Source organism: Gordonia sp. IITR100 (assembly GCF_002009645.1).
In the GTDB taxonomy this organism is placed as follows: Bacteria; Actinomycetota; Actinomycetes; order Mycobacteriales; family Mycobacteriaceae; genus Gordonia; species Gordonia hongkongensis.
The window spans coordinates 84075-102848 of the sequence record NZ_MVKV01000005.1 but is presented as its reverse complement, the minus strand read 5'-3'; the positions used below and the strand labels follow the sequence as shown (position 1 = coordinate 102848).

Here is an 18774-nt window from a genome sequence, read left to right as displayed (position 1 = left end):
CGACTCAGGAAGCGCAGATGAGCGACACGACGACAGCAGACAGTTACGAGCAGCTCGCACCAGACCCGAACTCACCAGAGGGCAAGAGACTTCTCCGCAAGGCCATCGGCGCCTCGGCGATCGGCAACGCGACCGAGTGGTATGACTACGGCGTCTACGCCGCGGCCTCGGTCTACCTGACGCAGGCGTTCTTCCCGGGGGAGTTCGGAACCGTCGGCACCATGCTGGGTTTCGCGATCTCCTTCGTCTTGCGGCCCCTCGGCGGTATGGTCTGGGGACCGATCGGCGACCGCATCGGCCGCAAATCGGTTCTGGCGATGACGATCCTGCTCATCTCCGGCGCGACCGCACTGATCGGCCTGTTGCCGACGCATGCGTCGATCGGGTTCTGGGCGCCCGTCCTGCTCATCCTGCTCCGTGTCATCCAGGGTTTCTCGACCGGCGGCGAATACGGTGGTGCCGCAACGTTCATGGCCGAGTACGCGCCCGACAACAAGCGCGGAAAGTACGGCTCGTTCCTCGAATTCGGCACCCTGGCCGGTTTCTGCGGCGGCACACTCTTCGTCCTCCTGCTGCAATTGGCGTTGTCCGACAGCCAGATGGATCAGTGGGGATGGCGCATCCCGTTCCTGCTCGCGCTGCCGATGGGCCTGATCGGGCTGTACCTGCGGTCGCAGATGGAAGACACGCCGGTGTTCCAGGAACTCGAGCAGGACAACGAGATCAAGGGCTCGGCCTGGACCCGGTTCAAGGATCTGCTGGTCAACTACCGGCGTCCGATCATCACCATGTTCGGTCTGGTGATCGCGCTCAACGTGGCCAACTACACCCTGCTGGCCTACCAGCCGACCTACCTGCAGAACACCATCGATCTGTCCGAGACCTCGGCCAGCGTCGTCAACCTCATCGGCCAGCTCGTGATGATGCTGCTGATCCCGTTCTTCGGATGGTGGTCGGACTCGACCGGCCGCAAACCCATGTGGTGGGGTTCGCTGATCGGCCTGTTCGTCCTCGCGCTGCCGCTCTACTGGCTGATGGGGCAGGGATTCGCCTGGGCCATCGTGGCATTCGTCATCCTGGGTGTGCTGTACATCCCCCAGCTGGCGACCATCTCGGCCACCTTCCCGGCGATGTTCCCGACCCAGGTCCGCTATGCCGGTTTCGCGATCTCCTACAACGTCGCGACCGCGGCATTCGGCGGAACCGCGCCGCTGGTCAACGATGCGGTGGTCGAGAGCACCGACTGGAACCTGTTCCCCGCGGTCTACATGATGGGTGCCTGCGCCATCGGCATGGTCGCCCTTTGCTTCCTCAAGGAGACCGCCGGTGCCTCGCTGCGCGGTACCGAGATCCCCAGTCTCGAGAACGATTTCACGGCGCTGCAGAAGCAGAAGGTGAACTAGGGGCCCAGCAGCCGCATCGCGGCGAGGGCGTAGGCTCTCGCCGCGATGACCAGGTCGGCGATGGCCACCGACTCGTCCGGTTGGTGGGCGTCGGTGTTGATGTTGCCCGGACCGAGAACGATCGACGGGACACCGAGGTCGCGGCTGACGAAGCCACCGTCGCAGGCGGCAGTCCAGCCGCCGACCGAGGTGTCCGCCCCGGCATCGGTGACCGCACCGACCGCTGTGGTGACGAGCGGGTGCGTGGCTTCCGTCGCGAAACCGGGCATCTCCATGGTCACCCGGACGTCGACGCTGATGCCGTCGGTGTCGATTCCTCTGTCGCTGATCGCTCTTCGCAGATCGTCGGCGATCCGGTGCGGGTCCTCATCGGGCATCAGGCGCCGGTCGATGCCGAGCGAACAACCCGGTGCCACCACCGAGATGCCCTGTCCGCCTGTGATGGTGCCGACATTCCAGGTGCCGTGACCGAGCAGGTCGTCGGCCGTCTCGGCCAGCCGTCCACCGTCGGCGCGGATGATGTCGACGACGGCGGCCGCGGCGTCGATGGCGCTGCGACCATCGGTGGGACGTCCGGAATGAGCCGCGCGACCGGTCACCTCGATCTCGATGTACGACGCACCGCGGCAACCCCGAACCACCTGCATGTCGGTGGGTTCGGCGACCACGCAGCCGCGGAACTCGAGGTCGGCGGGGCGGCCCACGAAGTCCCGCACCCCGGTCCCGTGTTCCTCCTCGTCGACGGTGCACACCAGGCGGACCGGTCCGGAGAGTTCGACCCCGACCTCGGCGGCCCGGCGTAGCGCGGTCATCGCCGCGACGACGGCGGCGAGTCCGCCTTTCATGTCGGTGGCACCGCGGCCGTAGATGCGGCCGTCGCGGATGCGGACCGTGTACGGGTCCGCTGACCAACCGGGACCGGCCGGGACCACGTCCGAATGTCCGAGGAACATCAGTCCCGGTCCGGTGCCGGCAGGCACGGTGGCGACGAGATTGGGCCGCCCCGGTGCCACTTCGTGGGTCACGACGTCGAAACCGAGCGCGCGGCAGGCACTCTCGAGCACGTCGACCGCGGCTTCCTCGGTACCGCCCGGGTTCTCGCTGGGCGCCTCGACCAGTGCCGAGGTGAGCGAGATGATCGCGGCCTCGTCGATGAAGCCGAGCACCGCGGTCTCGGCGGCGGTCAGGTCTGGTTCACGACTCACCCGGCCATCTTCTCAAGACTGGCCGTGAGACGTCGGACACCCTCGTCGATCCGTTCCGGGGTGCTCGACGCGAAGCAGAGACGCATCGAGTTGCGGAAGCGTCCACCGGGCGACAGCGCGGGGCCGGGAATGAACGCCACCCCGTCCGCGAGCGCGACCTCGAAGAGTTCTCGCGTGTCGATCTCGGCGAACTCGTCGCGCAACGTGACCCACAGGAAGAAGCCGCCCTCGGGGTCCGTGGTCACCACCCGATCGCCGAGGTGACGTCTGATGGCGTCGAGCATGGCCTCTTTGCGCTCGCGGTACAGCAGGCGAATCCCGGCGAGATGGTCCTCGAGTCCGCCGCGGGCGATGTACTCGGCGACGATGTGCTGGTTGGGCACGTTGGTGCAGGTGTCCATCGCCTGCTTGCCGTTGATCAGCAGCTGGCGTAGGGAGGGATCGGCGTCGACCCAGCCGACACGCCAGCCCGGCGCGAGGATCTTGGAGAACGTGCGCACCGAGAAGATCAGCGGGTCGCCGGGGCTGAGCGTCTGGAAGGTCGGGATGTCGGTGCCGGCGAATCGCAACAGCCCGTACGGGTCGTCGTCGATGATGACCGACCCCCAGGTGTGCGCCAGCCGCAGCAGTTCGCGGCGGCGCTCCTCGGACATGGTGACGCCGGACGGATTCTGGAATGTCGGGATCGTGTAGATCGCCTTCGGCGTCTGACGGGTGCGTGCGACGAGTGCCTCGAGCTGATCGACCTGCATGCCGTCGTCGTCGACGGGAACCTCGAGCAACTGCGCGCCGTAGGACAGCGCGGTCGCACTGCCGTTGGTGTACGTGGGGGATTCGACGATGACCAGGTCCCCGGGATCGACGAACAGCTTGCAGGCGAGGTCGAGTCCCTGCATCCCGCCGGTGGTGATGACCAACCGGTCGAGGGACGACGGGTCGGGGGTCGTGGCGAGATAATCGACGAGCAGTTGCAGCAGCCGGGGTTCGCCTTCCGTGGCCCCGTAGGTGAACGAGGTGTGATCGAGGATCTCACCGGCGATCTGACGGAACTCGTCGGCCGGTACGGCCTCGTCCGCGGGGGAGCCCATCGCGAACCGCACGATGTCGTGGGACTGCGCGGCGAGCAGCGAGGTCGACGAGTCGATCATCGAACCGACGAGGTCCTTGGCGCGGCCCGCCAACGGCAGTGTCGGTGCCGAATGCCGGTTCTGGTAGGCGGTTTCGGTTGTGGTCACTTTCTTCACCTCGTCTCGGCAGCCCTTCGTGGCTCGTCGCTTGCGCTCCTCGCACCTCAGGGATCAGATTGTGTGGTCGTCGTGTTGGTTTCGCACCTCAGGGATCAGGTGGTGTGGTCGTCGTGTTGGTTTCGGACCTCAGGGATCAGGTGGTGTGGTCGTCGTGCTGGTTTCGGACCTCAGGGATCAGATTGTGTGGTCGTCGTGCTGGTGTCGATCAGGTTGTGTGGCTACTTCTGGATCAGTTCGCGCGGGAAGTCGGTGAAGCATTCGACGCCGGTCGGGCTGACCCGAACCGACTCGGACAGCTCGAAACCGTAGTTGTCCATCCACATTCCGCAGACGATGTGGAAGGTCATGTTGGTCTCCAGTACCGACTCGTCCTCGCTGCGGATGCTGATCGTGCGCTCACCCCAGTCGGGCGGGTAGCCGATGCCGATCGAATAGCCCAAACGCGAGGGCTTCTCGAGGCCGTACTTCGCGAGCGTCCAGTTCCACGTCGAGGCGAGTTCGCGCGTGGCCACACCCGGCTTGATGGCCTCCAGCACGTTGTTCAGGCCCTCGGCGGTTGCCTTGGCGACGTAGTCGAGGTCCTTGCTCGGGGTGCCGAGGGACACCGTCCGGGCGAGCGGACAGTGATATCGGTTGTGTGCACCGGTCAATTCGATGACGACCGCCTCGTCCTCGACGAAAGTGCCCTGGTGCCATGTGAGGTGCGGGGTGTCGGCCGCCGCGCCGGTGGGCATCATCGGGACGATCGCCGGGTAGTCGCCGCCGTACTCCGGGGTGCCCGTGATCTGCGCCTGCGAGATGGCCGCGGCCGCATCGCATTGCCGGACCCCGATGTCGATGGTGTCGATGGCGGCGCGCATGGCCTCCGAGCACACCATCCCGGCTTGCCGCATCAGCTGAATCTCGGCGTCGGACTTCACCGACCGCACCCAGTTGACGAGTTCGAAGTTGTCGACGAGTTTCCACTCCGGGATCGCGTTGAACAGCGCCCGATAGGCTTTGGGAGAGAAGAAATGCGAGTCCATCTCCAGCCCCACCGAGCCGGCCTTGGACGCCGGTGCGATCTGGTGGCGCTGTCGCAGTGACCAGGCGACCCAGTCGAACGGGTGCAGATGTGGGCGCTGCACGTAACTCTCCGGGTAGCCGACGATCTGGTCGGCAGGCAACCACGACGTGCGATGTGCGCCATGCGCATCCATCTCGCGAGCGTAGAAGATCATCTCTCCGTCGATCGGCACGAACAGCATCTGCGGGGTGTAGAACGACCACGCGTTGTAGCCGATCAGATAGAAGATGTTCGCTGGATCGGTGACGATGATGGCCGAGAGCCCCTGACGGTCCATGAGTTCGCGGACCCGTGTCAGGCGCTGTTCGTACTCGCTGTCGGTGAACAGCTGAGCACCCAGGTACATGGTCTTCTCGCTCCTGTCTGAACGGGATGGATAACGGAACCCCTGTCAGCGACGGGGAATCGGCGTGGCGGTGTACTTCATGTCGAGGAATTCCTCGATGCCCACGCGTCCGCCCTCGCGGCCGAGTCCCGATTCCTTGACGCCCCCGAACGGGGCTGCGGGATTGGACACGGCGCCGGTGTTGACCCCGACCATACCGGTTTCCAGCGCGGCCGACAGTCTGGCGCAGCGGTCGACGTCCTGGCTGAACAAGTAGCTGACCAACCCCCACGGGGTGTCGTTGGCCAGTGCGATGACCTCGTCGTCGGCCGCGGGATCGTCCGCGTCGTCGGCGTTTCCGAACGGGATGATCGCGGCGACGGGCCCAAAGATCTCGGTACGAGTGAGATCCGCGTCGAGCCCGACGTCGGTCAGGACGGTCGGCGGATAGAAGAAGCCCGGGCCGTCCGGGTTCTCGCCCCCGCAGACGACCGTGGCGCCTTTGGCCACGGCATCGGACACCAGCGCCGAGACCTTCTCGACGGCTTTCGATTCGACGAGCGGGCCGACCTGCACACCGTCGGCCGCACCATCACCCACCTGCAACGCAGCCATCTTCGCGGCAAAGGCGTCGGTGAACTCGTCGATCACGCTGCGGTGCACGAAGACTCGATTGGCGGCCGTGCAGGCCTGACCGATGTTGCGCATCTTGGCGAACATCAGGCCGTCGACGGCCCGCGGGATGTCCGCGTCGGCGCAGACGATGAACGGCGCGTTGCCGCCCAGCTCCATCGACGTCCGCATGACCGTGCCCGCCGCCTGACGCAGGAGTAGTTTCCCGACCTCGGTCGACCCGGTGAAGCTGACCTTGCGGGCGAGTCCGCTCTCCATCCACTCGGTGACGACGGTCGACGGGTCGCTGGTCGTGACGATGTTCAGCACCCCCGCGGGCAGACCGGCCTCGACGAGGATGTCGGCCAGCAGCAGGGAGGTGAGCGGGGTGAGTTCGGCGGGCTTGAAGACCATGGTGCAACCGGCCGCGACGGCCGGCCCGATCTTGCGGGTCGCCATGGCCAGCGGGAAGTTCCACGGCGTGATGAGGATGCACGGGCCGACGGGCTGCCTGGTCACCACGACCCGGTGCGATCCGTCGCCGGTGGTGGTGGAGTCGCCACCGATACGCACGGCTTCCTCGGCGAACCAGCGGAAGAACTCGGCGCCATAGGCGACCTCGCCCTTGGCCTCAGCGAGGGGCTTGCCCATCTCCGCGGTCATCGCCGCGGCGATCTCGTCCGCGCGCGTCATGATGAGTTGATGTGCGCGATAGAGGATCTCACTGCGGAACCGCGGTGAGGTCGTGGCCCACTCGGCCTGGTGCGCGGCCGCGGTCTCGAGCGCGCGCCGAGCGTCTACGGCGTCGGCGTCGGCCACCTGGGCGAGTACCTCTTCCGTGGCCGGGTTCACGACGTCGAAGCGCTTGCCCGACGCGGCCGGAGCCCACTCGCCGTCGACGAACAGGTCGGTGTGGACGCGGGACACTGCTTCGGCAGCGGTCTGGGGCGCGATGGTCGTCATGGTTGTACTCCTGGAGTATCGGTATCGGGTGATGCCCTGAGCAGTTCGGCGAGATGGATTCCGCGTACGCGCGCGGGGGCGAGGGCGTCGTCGACGGCGGCGAGGTGTTCGACGGCCATCGCGCAGCTGAACCCGTCGGTGACGACGGCCCGCTGCGGCGCGTTCCGCAGCGCCGGTGCGAGTCCGTTCTCGGCGACGGCCATGCTCACCTCGTAGTGACCCTTCTCGAAACCGAAGTTGCCTGCCACGCCACAACAACCGTCCGCGGTGAGCACGGTGACCCCCAGGGCCTCCAGGGCGGTGATGCCGACCCGGGCGCCGAACACCGCGTACTCGTGGCAATGGGTCTGCAACGTCACCTCGTCGGGCAGTGGTGGTGGTCGCCAGCCGGCATCGAGCAGAGTGGGCACATGGGCGGCGAAACTTCGCACGCGTGCAGCCACGCGACGGGCGGCGTCGGTCGGCACGAGTTCGGGCAGGTCCTTCGCGAGCGCCGCGGCGCAACTGGGTTCGACAACGACGATCGGTCGGTCCGTCCCGTCGTCGAGGTCGGCGACGGTGCGGCGCAGCACCTTTCGGGCGCGGTCGAGCTGTCCCGTCGAGATCCACGTGAGACCGCAGCAGTTGTCGGCCGCACAGCCGACGGAAGCTGATGCACGGTCGACGGGATCCGACGCACGGTCGACGGGGTCGGCGGCTCGGAGGATCTCGGCGACCGCGGTGGCCACCTGCGGCCGGAAGGCGCGGGTGAAGGAGTCGACGAACAGCACGACCGTGGACGACGCGTCGACCGGGGAGAGTGGCCGGAGATGGGTGCGTCGCGCACGTCGTGTCGCAAAGGCGGGCATCGTGCGCCGGGGGTCGAGTCCGCCGGCGCGCGCGGCGAGACCGCTCAGCCTGGATCGCAGTGCGCGGTTGAGGACCGGTGCCGCGAGCCCCGCCGCCGACAGCCACGCGGGCATCCAGCCGAGGGAGTAGTGCGACAGCGGGCGGAGCCGACGTCGATAGTGGTGGTCGAGGAACTCCGACTTGTAGGTGGCCATGTCGACGCCGGTCGGGCAGTCGGTGGAACACGCCTTGCACGACAGGCAGAGTTCGAGCGCCTCCGCGACGTCGGTGGACCGCCACCCCACGTCGACGCTCGGCGCGGTGCGGACCATGTCCTGCAGCACACGGGCCCGCCCGCGGGTGGAGTCCTTCTCGTCGCGGGTGGCCTTGTAGCTCGGACACATCACCCCGCCGGAATCCGCCCGGCACCGTCCGACGCCGATGCATCCCTGCACCGCGTGGACGAACGGGTCGACGAGCGGGAGTTCGTGCCCCAGATCGAAGGTGGTGGGCCAGTGGCGACGCGGCACGTCGGCGAGGGCGAGGTCGGCGGTGATCGGGGGCGGATCGACGATGCTGCCCGGGTTGAGGATTCCGCGTGGGTCCCAGATCGCCTTGAAGCGGGTGAAGGCCGACATCATCGCCGGGCTGTACATGAGCGGCAGCAGCGCCGACCGGGCCCGCCCGTCGCCGTGTTCACCGGACAGTGAACCGCCGTGTCGCACCACGAGTTCGGCGGCCTCGGTGCAGAAGCGTGCCATCACCGCGCGCCCCTCGGGAGAGCGCAGGTCGAACGTGATGCGCACGTGCATGCACCCGGCGCCGAAGTGGCCGTACATGACGCCGGTGAGGCCGTGCCGGTCGAGTAGGTCGGCGAAGTCGTCGAGGTAGTCGGCGAGGCGCTCGGGTGCGACGGCCGCGTCCTCCCATCCGGGCCACGACTCGTAGCCCGCGCCGATGCTCTCGTCGTCGGGGTCGGCGAGGCGCGACGACAGACCGGCGCCGTCCTCGCGGACCCGCCACAGCGCCCGGCGGCGGGCGGGGTCGTCGACCACCGTGGCGTCGGTCATCCGTCCCTGTGCGCGCAGGTGGTCGAGCAACCGCTTGGCGGTCGCCGGCACATCCGACTCGGATTGCGCGGCAGCGCTGTCCTCGTCGACGTCGATGAACAACCACGCGGATCCGTCGGGCAGGCCGGCGACGGCGTCGTGGCCACGCCGCGCCGCCATCGTGGAGACGATCTTGCGGTCGATGCCCTCGATGGCCGACGGTGCGAACGGAAGGATCGCCGGTACGTCCCGGGCGGCGTCGGCGGGGGAGTGGTAGCCGACGCACAGCAGGAGCTGAGACGTCGGGACCGGTACCAGCGTGACGCGTGCCGACACGACGATCGCGCAGGTCCCCTCGCTGCCGACGAGTGCGCGAGCCACGTCGAAACCGTTCTCCGGCAGCAGCTTCGCGAGATGGTAGCCGGAGACCTGCCGCGGGATGGTCTCGAGCTGGGTGCGCAGGATCGCGAGGTTCGCGGTGGTCAGCTCCCGCAGCGACGCGGTGATCTCGGCCGCGCGCTCCGCTGCCGCGGCATCGGCGGCCTCGGTGGCGCGGAGCCCGTCACGCGTTGCGGTGAGCATCAGGCCGTCGGCGGTGACGAGGTGCAGTTCGACGATGTGGTCGCTGGTACGGCCGTACCGAACCGAGTGATTGCCGCAGGCGTCGTTGCCGATCGCGCCGCCGAGGGTCGCGCGCGAGGCCGAGGACGGGTCCGGCGCAAAGGTGAGCCTGCCGCCGGTGGCGGCTCGTGCGTCGGCGGCCAGTGTGGTCAGGACGATCCCGGCGCCCGCGACCGCGGTCGCGGATTCGGCGTCGACGGACAGGACGTGGTCGAGATGCCGGGACAGGTCAAGCACGACGCCGGGCCCGATCGCGTTGCCGCCCATGGAGGTCCCACCGCCGCGGGGAACCACCGGGACGCGGTGGTCATGACACCACCCGACCACCGTCGCGACGTCGCGGGCGCTGCGCGGGAAGGTGACCGCCAGGGGCGGGACACGGTAATTGGAGGCGTCGTAGGAGTATTCGGCCAGGCGACGTGTCGAGGCGTCCGCATCGACACCGAGAGCGGTGAGTTCGGCTGCGATGTCCACCCGTGGCATGTGAGACCGGGCTGTCAGGTCTAGCCCAGGGCCGCGGCGAGCGCGGCACCGAAGCGGGCGACGCCGAGGTCGATCTCCTCGGCGGTGACGACCAGGGCGGGGATGAGGCGCACTACGTTGGCCGACGGCCCGCACGTGAGCGAGAGCAACCCCTGGGTGGTGCTGGCCTGCTGAACGGCGAGCGCGGCCGCCGCGTCGGGCGTCGTGTTCCCGGCGGCATCGGTCGTGATGAACTCGATGCCGGCCATCAGCCCCAGCCCGCGGACGTCGCCGACGCCCGGGAACGGTGCACACACCTGCCGCAGACCGGCGAGCAGCTGCTCACCGCGGACGCGCGCGTTCTCGACGAGGCCCTCTGACTCGATCACATCGAGGGTCGCGATCGCGGCGGCGGCCGCGACGGCGTTGCCGCCGTACGTGCCCCCCTGCGACCCCGGCCACGCCTTGCTCATCAGTTCCGTCGGCGCCGCGATCGCCGAGATCGGGAATCCCGACGCCAGGCCCTTGGCGGTGATGAGGATGTCGGGGGTCAGGTCCGCCGCGTGCTGGTGACCCCAGAACCTGCCGGTGCGACCGAATCCCGCCTGTACCTCGTCGAGGACGAGGAGGATGCCGTGGCGGTCGGCGCGCTCGCGCAGACCCTGCAGGAAGCGCGGCGGGGTGGGTAGGTATCCGCCGTCGCCCAGGACCGGCTCGATGAGGAAGGCCGCGGTGTCGTTGGGGGCGACGCGCGACTGCAGCAGGTAGTCGAGTTCACGGAGTGCGAAGTCGACCGCGGTGTCGGTGTCCCAGCCGTAGCGGTAGGCGTAGGGGAACGGAGCCATGTGCACGCCGCTCATCAGAGGCGAAAAACCGGCGGAGAAGCGGGTTCCGGCGGTCGTCAGGCTGGCCGCGGCGACGGTCCGGCCGTGAAAGCCGCCCTGGAACACGATGATGTTGGGCTTCGCGGTGGCCATCCGGGCGAGACGGACGGCGGCCTCCACGGCTTCGGAACCGGAGTTCGCGTAGAAGACGGAGTCGAGGCCCGTGGGCAGTACCGCCCCGAGTCGGGCGGTGAGCTCGAGGAGCGGGGTGTGCATCACGGTGGTGTACTGCGCGTGGATGATCCTGGCGCACTGCGCCTGCGCGGCCGCGACGACGTGCGGGTGGCAGTGGCCGGTACTGGTCACGCCGATACCGGTGGTGAAGTCGAGGTAGTCGCGACCGTCGGTGCCCCGGATCCACGAACCGGCCGCAGTGTCGACGACGACGGGAGTCGCCTGTTTCAGGGCGGGGCTCAGCGACGCGGTCTGGTCGGTGCGGACCTGGGAACTGTGGATCTGGGACTCGACGCCGGCAGTCATGGCTACACGGTGACGCTCGATCGTACGATTGTCAACAATTAGACATCAGCGCTGGTCGTCGAGTTCGTCCAGGGCGGCGCTGAGATCGCGGAGTGCGGTCAAGGCGTGCTCCCACCGGGCCGGGTCGAGTGCGGCCGCCAACCGGATGGCCGCCGCGCGATGTCCCGGGTTGATCGCGCGGACGGCCGCGAGGCCGGCCGCGGTGGGAGAGACGAGCTTGGCGCGACGGTGGGCCGGATTGTCGCGGTACTCGGCCAGTCCGTCGGCGACGAGGAGGTCGGCGGTGCGCTGCACGCTCTGGCGCGTGATCCCCATCGCCCGTGCGATGCCCGCGACCGGCAGCGGTTCGTCGAGCACCGCGCCGAGCACCTGCCACCGCGTGGCGGTCAGTCCGGCGGGTTCGGCGAGACGCTCGGCGAGGCCGAGGAACTGCCCGTTCAGCCGGAACGCTGTCAGCGCGGACGCCGACAGCAGGTCTTGCGGGTCTTTCACTGCTTGCCGGCCAGCGCGTAGAAGGCGCTGGGGTCCTGGTGGCCGTAGAGCTGGTACCAGGCGTCGAGCACCGGCGGCGTGTAGACGCCGAGCAGCGCGAAGACCTCCCGTGCGAAGTCGATCGGGGCGATCGCCGCCGCGGTGATGACGCCGCGATCGGTGACGGCGGGGGCGTCGACGTAGTGGGCGGCACCGGCATAACCGGTGGGCGACAACTGCTCCGGCGCGTTGCTGGTGTGGCGTCGGTCGTCGAGTAGTCCGGCCCGCGCGAGACCCATTGTCGCGCCACAGATCCCGGCAACCGGGGTGCCGGCTTCGGACCAGCGCCGCGCGGCGTCGACGAAGGCGTCGTTGGTCTCCCAGATCTGGGCGCCGGGCAGGACGAGCATCGCGCTGTCGTCGGGCGTGATCTCGTCGAGCGTCGTGTCGGGGACCATCGTGACCCCGCCGATGGTGCGGACCGGCTCGGTCGTCGCGCCGACGGTCACGATCCGGAACGTTCCCGGCTCGGCCTGGTACTCGGGATTGTTGATGCCGGACGCGACGTACCCGAACTCCCAATCGGCGAGCGTCGGGTACAGGGCGAGATGGACGGTCTTCATGGTGCCTCCTTCGGACGACTATTGACAGCATCCTGTCATTAATGACAGGATGCTGTCAATAGTTGGCCCGCGAGGTCAGCTGCGCAGACGTTGTCGCAACGCGGGTCGCCCGGCGAGCGCGGGAGCCGTCTCGCGGATGACCATCAGGCAGCAGAGGCTGATCGCCATCAGGGCCGCCGCATAGAAGCCGACGGGGATCACGCTGCCGGTGGCGCTGACGATCCGGTTCGCGATCATCGGCGCCAGGCCGCCGCCCAGCACCGCGCCGACCTGGAAACCGATCCCGATGCCGCTGTAGCGCTGCGTGATCGGGAACAGCTCGGCGAAGGTGGTGAGCATCGGACCATAGACGAACCCGGTCAGTGCGAAGCCGATGGAGATGACCGTGATGCAGGCGGCCAACGACCCGGATGCGGTGACGGAGAACAGGATCGGAGCGAACAGCAGCGACGTGATCATCCCGAAGCCGATCACCGTCTTGCGGCCCAGCCGGTCGGACAGGTAGCTGCCCAGCACGACCGTCGCGGCGTGGCAGGCGAGCGCCAGCGTGCTGCCGAAGACCACCGGGGACCGGTCGAAGCCGCGTCCCGGATCGGTCTCGGTCAGGAAGGAGAGTATGAACGTGAACAGCAGGAAGGCGTAACAGTTCTGCCCGACGTTGATACCGGCGGCCAGCGCGACGCGACGCCAGTTCTGGCGGAGCACGGCGAAGGCCGGCGGCGACTTCTCCTCGGCCTGCTTGGACTCGACGAAGTCCGGTGTCTCACTGACGCGGGACCGGGTCCACACCCCGATCGCCAGCACGACACCGCCGATGAGGAACGGGATCCGCCAGCCCCAGGCCAGGACCTGTTCCATCGGCATCAGCAGGACGAGGGCGAACGACAGGTTGGCCAGGATGCCGCCGACCGGCGAACCGAGGGTGACGAAGCAGCCGTACAGACCGCGCCGGTGCGTCGGCGCGTGTTCGGCGGCGAGCAGGGCGGCGCCGCCGATCTCACCGCCGCGCGAGATGCCGTGCACCATGCGCAGGAAGACCAGGATGATCGGTGCCACGATCCCGATGGCCTGGTAGTCGGGGAGGACGCCCATGGCCAGGGTCGATCCGCCCATGAGCAGGAAGGCGGCGGTCAGCGCCTTGCGTCGGCCGAATTTGTCCCCGAAGTGTCCGAAGATCAGGGCGCCGATCGGCGCCATCACGAAACCGACCGCGAAGGTCGCGAAGCCCAGGAAGGTGCCGAACCAGGGATCGTCGACGTTGAAGAAGATCTTGTTGAAGACCAGTGCCGTCGCGGTGCCGTAGATCGCGAAGTCGTAGAACTCCATGATCGTGCCGACACCGGACGCGACGGCGACGCGGGTGGTGCGTTCCCGGCGCGGCCGGCCGGTGCCGGTGGCCGAGGGGTCGGGTGGTGCAGAATTGTCGAGAGTTACCACGGATCACTCCTCATCGGTGGGCGAACGGACCCTCGAGGCCGTCGTTCGTTGGCTGTACTCGTGGATGGATCGATTGTGTCGAACCCGCGAGTCGGGGGGAATCGGGAAAAGCTTTACCGCGCCGAGCTATTGGCCGCGTTCGGGCACGCTTCACCGCGCCACCGGAACCGGGTCCGGTGGCGGGTGAGGTCGTCGCCCGATCCGTCAGTCGGCCGTGCTGAACTCCTCGTGGCGGGCGAGACGCCCGACCGCGTCGAGTACGCGGGCGAAGTCGGCGATCCGCTGGGCGCGGTAGTCGGCCACGGTGGCCGGGTCGAACTCGTAAAAGCCTGCGCCGTCGGATATCCCACGACGCCCGGAGGTCATGTTGGACTCGACCAGCGGGGCGGGCGCGAACCGCTCGCCGAGTTCACCACGCAGATAGTTCGACGCGTGGAACAAGGTGTCGCAACCACCCCAGTCGATGAACTCGAGCAGGCCGAGAACCGCGAAGCGCGAGCCGAATCCGATGCGCACCGCGGTGTCGATGTCCTCCGCGCTGGCCACCCCCTCGTCGACCATCCGGGCCGCCTCGTTCATCACGAGCGCCTGCAGCCGGGGCACGATGTACCCGGGGGACGGGGCGCACACGACGGGTACCTTGCCGACCGCGACGAGCAGGTCGCGGGTGGCGTCGACGACCCCGCGGCCGGTGGCGGTGCCCGGCGCGACCTCGACGAGCGGCATGAGGTCAGCCGGATTCAGCCAGTGCGCGTTGAGGAATCGCTCCGGGGCCGACAACGCCCCGGCGAGCTCGTCGACGAGGAAGCTCGAGGTGGTCGACGCGATGGGGACGGTGTCGCCGACCATCGCCTCGATCCACGTGAGCGCGTCGCGCTTGATCTCGGCGACCTCGGGTACCGCCTCGAACACCAGATCGGCGCCGGCCATCGGACCCAGGGCGTCGACCTCGCCGACGACGGTGACCAGCGCCGCGACGTCGTCGAGGTCCTCGACCGCCAGCAGGCCGAGCGTGACCTTGTGCGCCAGTGCCTGACGGACCGCGGTGCGAACCCCGTCGAGGTAGGCCGCGGCGTCGGCACCGCGGTCGCGGAGGTCGACGACCGTGACCGGCACGTTCCCGAAGGCCAGCGCGGCGGCGATGCCCTGACCCATCCGGCCGGCGCCGACGACGGCGACGTGGCGACCCGTCACTGCGCCGGCCCGTCGTGGAGCAGTGCCTGCATGCCGGACCGGTCGAGGTCGGCCAGTCCCAGGTTCTCCAGGGTCCGGCCGCCGGTTGCGGCCGGACGTCCGGTGACCGCGCCGGCGAGGGCGAGCAGGCCGTCGGCCACCGGCGTCGGTACCGACGCCCACCGCCCCACCGAGCTCAGCAGCGCCAGCCCGATCTCGACGTCCTCGGTCATGTAGCGGTGGGTGTGCAGGTCGATGTTCTCGCGCCAGTCGCCGCTGTCGGTGAGCTTCTCGTGGGCGGCGTTGCCGTACATCCACTCGTCGCCGTCGGCGGTGTAGTGGTCGGCGAGCGGGAAGTGCGGTGCGCCGTAGCCGAGCGCCTCCCGGACCGCGATGCGCTCGGCGTCCAGCGCGGAGGTGACCCGCCGGATGGCGTCCTGGGTGCCCTCGTTGTGGATGTCCCACGACGGGAAGTGTTCCAGCGGACCGGCATTCATCAAGATCAGCGGCGGGTGGATGATCGGGCCGGCGTTCATGAGCGCACCGCTGAGGGCGTCCTCGCTGCGTTCGACGGCGGGATAGACCTCACCGAGGACCGCCAGCGCCCGATCGGTGTGCCGGGCCGGGAACACCCCGGTGGGCAGACGGGTGGCGTACCCGCTGACGACGACCCGGGTGTCGCCGTGCTTGCGTGCGAGGTAGGGCAGGGTCCCGGTCTCGGCGAACGCGACGTCCGCGGGATTGCCGGCCGCGCGCACCGCCCGCGCGAAGACGAACGACCCGAAGCTGCCCGGCGGCAGGTAGACGACCTGGCCGTCGCGCAGGTGCGGGGCGAGCTGCCGCGCGAGCGACTCGTGGGCGAACGCCGGGACCGGCGCGACGATGACCTCGGCGTTGGACACCGCCTCGGCGAGATCGGCGACGATCGAGATCCCGCCGCTCGCTCCGCCGTCGACGCCGATCTGCCGCCGGCCGCGGTGGTCGTCGATCTCGAGCGTGCCGCGCTCGACCAGGGACGAGAACGCTGCGCCGTCCCGTCGCCACCAGGTGACATGGTGGTCCTTCTCGGTGAGCTCGGCCGCGGCCGCATAAGAGCCGTGACCTCCGCCGATGACGCAGACCTTCACGAATCGTCCTCCTCGATCTCGGGCCGCTCAAGCGGCCACTGGGGTGTTGGGAGGAAACGTAGGAGCGCTGCCGCGGACTGTCCCGGCGTCTGCCGAAACCGAAAAAAGTTCACCTCGTGATGCAGGATTGTTGCGTGCCGGACGACCTCGATTATCAGATCGTTCACGCTCTGCAGGTCGCGCCGAGGGCGCCGTGGGGCGTCGTCGGCGACGTCGTGGGCGTGAGCGCGGCGACCGCGGCCCGACGCTGGGAGCGGCTCGTCGACAGCGGTCTCGCCTGGATCGTGACCTATCCCGGGGCCGCGTACCTGAACACCCGCTGCAGCGCGTTCGTCGAGGTCCAGACCTCGTCACGGCGTGCGGCGCTCGTCGAGCGGTTGTCGGCGGACCGGCACGTGGCCACCATCCAGCGCACCGCGGGCGACGGCGACCTGCTGCTGACCGTGATGGTCCCCGATCTCGGCTTCCTCGGCGACTGGGTGCAGCGACTCGCCGACCTCGAGGGGGTCGCCCGGACCCGGACGAGGGTGGTGATGCGTGTCTTCGGCGAGAGCGAACGCTGGCGGGTGCACACACTGTCCGACGCCGAGGAGTCGGTGCTCGCCGAGCACCGACCCGAGCACCGCCCGCTGGCGCACGAACCCGATGAGATGGATCTGCGACTCATCGCCGCCCTGGCGCAGGACGGCCGGCGTTCGGCGGTCGATCTGGCGACCGCGAGTGGTCTGAGCGCGCCGACCGTCCGGCGTCGGCTGACCGCACTCGTCGCCGAACGCGTCCTGTCGATCAGATGCGAGGTGTCGCACGTGATCAGCGGATGGCCCGTCACGGCGAACGTCTGGGCGCGGGCGTCGTCGAGGTCGATCTCGGCGCTCGTCGACGCGCTCGACGAACTACCCCAGGTACGGGTCTGCTGTGAGGTCACCGGTACCGCGAACATCCTGATGGCTGTCTGGCTGCACACCGTCGGCGAACTGTCCGAGTTCGAGCAGCAGCTCGAGAGCCGGGTGCCGGGACTCGTCGTCGCCGACCGCTCGGTCACGCTGGAGACCCCGAAGCGACTGGGTTCGCTGCTCGACCGGTCGGGGTGCCGGACCGGTTCGATCCCGGTGGTCCTGTGACCACGTCGACGTCGCTGCGCTTCGCCCTGCTGATCACCGCGGCGTGCGGTTTCCTCGACAGCTACACGTATCTGTCCCGGGGCGGGGTGTTCGCCAACGCCCAGACCGGAAACGTCATCCTGCTCACGCTGAATCTGTCGGAGCAGCACTGGTATCAGGCCTCCGGTCATCTCTGGCCGATCCTCGCGTTCCTCGTCGGCGTCGTGCTGGCGGTGCACGTGAAGGCCGGCCGCTTCGACCATCTCCTCGTCTACCCGATCCGCGTGACGATGGCGCTGCAGGTGACCATCCTCGTCGTGATCGGCTTCGTCCCCACCTCCGTCCCGCACTCGTTCGTCACCATCCCCATCTCGTTCATCACCGCCATGCAGATCGAGTTGTTCCGCAACATCGGCGATCTCAACTACATCGCGGTGGCCACGACCGGGAATCTGATGCGCCTCGTGGAGGCCGGGTACGGCGTCACCGTCGACCGGTCCCCGGACGCGCGCAAGGCCCTGACGGTCTACGGCCGCGTGGTCGGTGCGTTCGCCGGCGGCGCACTCGTCGGGGCGGTCTGCACCCAGGTGATGGGTGGCCGCGCCGCCTGGGTGCCGGCGGGTTTCCTCGCGGTGACGCTGCTGCTCTTCGTGATCGACGAACGCACCGACCCGTCACCTACGGTGGGGTCATGACCCCACACGTGCCCGTGGTCGCCCTGCTGATCTCGCCCGACGATTCCCCGCCGGGCAACCTCGCCGAGCTCGAGGAGCTCGCGACGGTACGGCTCTGCACGGCCGACGATCTCGGCGCGGCCTTGCCGGGTGCGGACGTTCTCGTGTTGTGGGACTTCTTCTCCCGTGGCCTCGCCGACCACTGGGGCGCGGCCACGGCATCGTTGCGCTGGGTTCATGTGTGTGCGGCGGGCGTCGACTCGTTGCTCTTCGACGGGCTACGGGCCTCCGACGTCGTGGTGACCAACGCCCACGGCGTCTTCGACCGGCCGATCGCGGAGTTCGTCCTCGCCGCAGTCCTTGCGCGGCACAAGGGTTTACACGAATCGATGGCGCTGCAGCGCGATCATGAATGGCGACATCGCGAGACCGTGGCGACCCACCGCACCTCCGCCCTGGTCATCGGGACCGGCGGGATCGGCCGCGCGATCGCGAAACTGCTTCGCGCGGTGGGTGTCCGGGTGGTCGGGGCGGGCCGGACCGCTCGCGACTCGGATCCGGACTTCGGGCATGTCGTGGCCACCGACGATCTCGCCGCACAGGTCGGCGGATTCGACACCGTAGTCGCAATCGCGCCGCTGACCGAGCAGACCGCCGGGATGATCGACGCGACGGTGCTGGCGGCGATGAAACCCGGCGCCCACCTCGTCAACGTCGGCCGCGGCGAACTCGTCGACGAGGCGGCCCTCGTCGAGTCGCTCCGCTCGGGCCACCTCGGCGCGGCCACGCTCGACGTCTTCGTGACCGAGCCGCTGCCCGCCGACAGCCCGCTGTGGGATCTGCCCGGGGTCGCGATCTCGGCGCACATGAGCGGAGATGCCGTCGGATGGCGCGAGGCGCTGGCCGAGCAGGTCCTCGACAACCTGCGGCGCTATGTCGCGGCGGGTACCGCGGACCCGGCCGAGATGCTGGTCAACGTCGTCGACAAGGAACGCGGGTACATCCGGGGAGGCGGATGACCTCA

Annotated in this window: 15 protein-coding genes; 4 read left to right on the top strand and 11 right to left on the bottom strand. The window is 68.8% G+C overall.

What is annotated here, in order from left to right; all coding sequences use genetic code 11:
- Window positions 1-17: 17 nt before the first annotated feature.
- Entirely contained in the window at window positions 18-1403 is a 1386-nt protein-coding gene (locus tag B1818_RS10405) for an MFS transporter (protein WP_058249838.1), read from the top strand.
- On the opposite strand, the gene B1818_RS10400 is transcribed toward B1818_RS10405, so the two are convergent.
- The 11 genes from B1818_RS10400 to B1818_RS10350 form a co-directional block, all read right to left on the bottom strand.
- Window positions 1400-2608 carry a M20 family metallopeptidase gene (locus B1818_RS10400; RefSeq protein WP_058249839.1) on the bottom strand — a complete coding sequence of 403 codons (1209 nt, stop codon included), beginning with the start codon at window positions 2606-2608 and terminating at the stop codon, window positions 1400-1402. The genes B1818_RS10405 and B1818_RS10400 overlap by 4 nt on opposite strands.
- Window positions 2605-3843, bottom strand: a complete 1239-nt coding sequence (locus B1818_RS10395; protein ID WP_058249960.1) for a PLP-dependent aminotransferase family protein — start codon at window positions 3841-3843, stop codon at window positions 2605-2607. The genes B1818_RS10400 and B1818_RS10395 overlap by 4 nt, the downstream gene beginning before the upstream one ends.
- Before the next feature lie 230 nt (window positions 3844-4073).
- On the bottom strand, window positions 4074-5267 hold the full coding sequence (locus B1818_RS10390) for a M24 family metallopeptidase (protein WP_058249840.1): 1194 nt from the start codon (window positions 5265-5267) through the stop codon (window positions 4074-4076).
- Between the two features lie 45 nt (window positions 5268-5312).
- Complete coding sequence (locus tag B1818_RS10385) at window positions 5313-6821, bottom strand: NAD-dependent succinate-semialdehyde dehydrogenase (protein WP_058249841.1); 1509 nt, start codon at window positions 6819-6821, stop codon at window positions 5313-5315.
- A complete protein-coding gene (locus B1818_RS10380; RefSeq protein WP_078112680.1) occupies window positions 6818-9802 on the bottom strand; it encodes an FAD-binding and (Fe-S)-binding domain-containing protein in 2985 nt (994 codons plus the stop codon). Before B1818_RS10380 ends, B1818_RS10385 begins: the two co-directional genes overlap by 4 nt.
- 20 nt (window positions 9803-9822) lie before the next feature.
- Window positions 9823-11145: an aspartate aminotransferase family protein gene (locus B1818_RS10375; protein WP_078112679.1), complete on the bottom strand. Its 1323-nt coding sequence runs from the start codon at window positions 11143-11145 to the stop codon at window positions 9823-9825.
- Between the two features lie 45 nt (window positions 11146-11190).
- Window positions 11191-11637, bottom strand: a complete 447-nt coding sequence (locus B1818_RS10370) for a MarR family winged helix-turn-helix transcriptional regulator (RefSeq protein ID WP_078112678.1) — start codon at window positions 11635-11637, stop codon at window positions 11191-11193.
- Window positions 11634-12239, bottom strand: a complete 606-nt coding sequence (locus B1818_RS10365) for a DJ-1/PfpI family protein (protein ID WP_078112677.1) — start codon at window positions 12237-12239, stop codon at window positions 11634-11636. Before B1818_RS10365 ends, B1818_RS10370 begins: the two co-directional genes overlap by 4 nt.
- Before the next feature lie 75 nt (window positions 12240-12314).
- On the bottom strand, window positions 12315-13676 hold the full coding sequence (locus B1818_RS10360; RefSeq protein WP_078112676.1) for an MFS transporter: 1362 nt from the start codon (window positions 13674-13676) through the stop codon (window positions 12315-12317).
- Window positions 13677-13880: 204 nt separating this feature from the next.
- Window positions 13881-14870 (bottom strand): 3-hydroxybutyryl-CoA dehydrogenase, encoded by a 990-nt coding sequence (locus B1818_RS10355; protein ID WP_078112675.1) that lies wholly within the window; start codon window positions 14868-14870, stop codon window positions 13881-13883.
- Entirely contained in the window at window positions 14867-15976 is a 1110-nt protein-coding gene (locus tag B1818_RS10350; RefSeq protein WP_078112674.1) for an NAD/NADP-dependent octopine/nopaline dehydrogenase family protein, read from the bottom strand. The genes B1818_RS10355 and B1818_RS10350 overlap by 4 nt, the downstream gene beginning before the upstream one ends.
- A 134-nt stretch (window positions 15977-16110) precedes the next feature.
- On the opposite strand from B1818_RS10350, the gene B1818_RS10345 reads away from it, so the two are divergent.
- From B1818_RS10345 to B1818_RS10335, 3 genes are read left to right on the top strand one after another with little or no spacing between them, the layout of a single operon-like run.
- Window positions 16111-17097: an Lrp/AsnC family transcriptional regulator gene (locus B1818_RS10345; protein WP_078112673.1), complete on the top strand. Its 987-nt coding sequence runs from the start codon at window positions 16111-16113 to the stop codon at window positions 17095-17097.
- Window positions 17094-17771 (top strand): YoaK family protein, encoded by a 678-nt coding sequence (locus B1818_RS10340; protein ID WP_078112672.1) that lies wholly within the window; start codon window positions 17094-17096, stop codon window positions 17769-17771. Before B1818_RS10345 ends, B1818_RS10340 begins: the two co-directional genes overlap by 4 nt.
- Window positions 17768-18769 (top strand): D-2-hydroxyacid dehydrogenase, encoded by a 1002-nt coding sequence (locus B1818_RS10335; protein WP_078112671.1) that lies wholly within the window; start codon window positions 17768-17770, stop codon window positions 18767-18769. The genes B1818_RS10340 and B1818_RS10335 overlap by 4 nt, the downstream gene beginning before the upstream one ends.
- Window positions 18770-18774 lie beyond the last annotated feature (5 nt).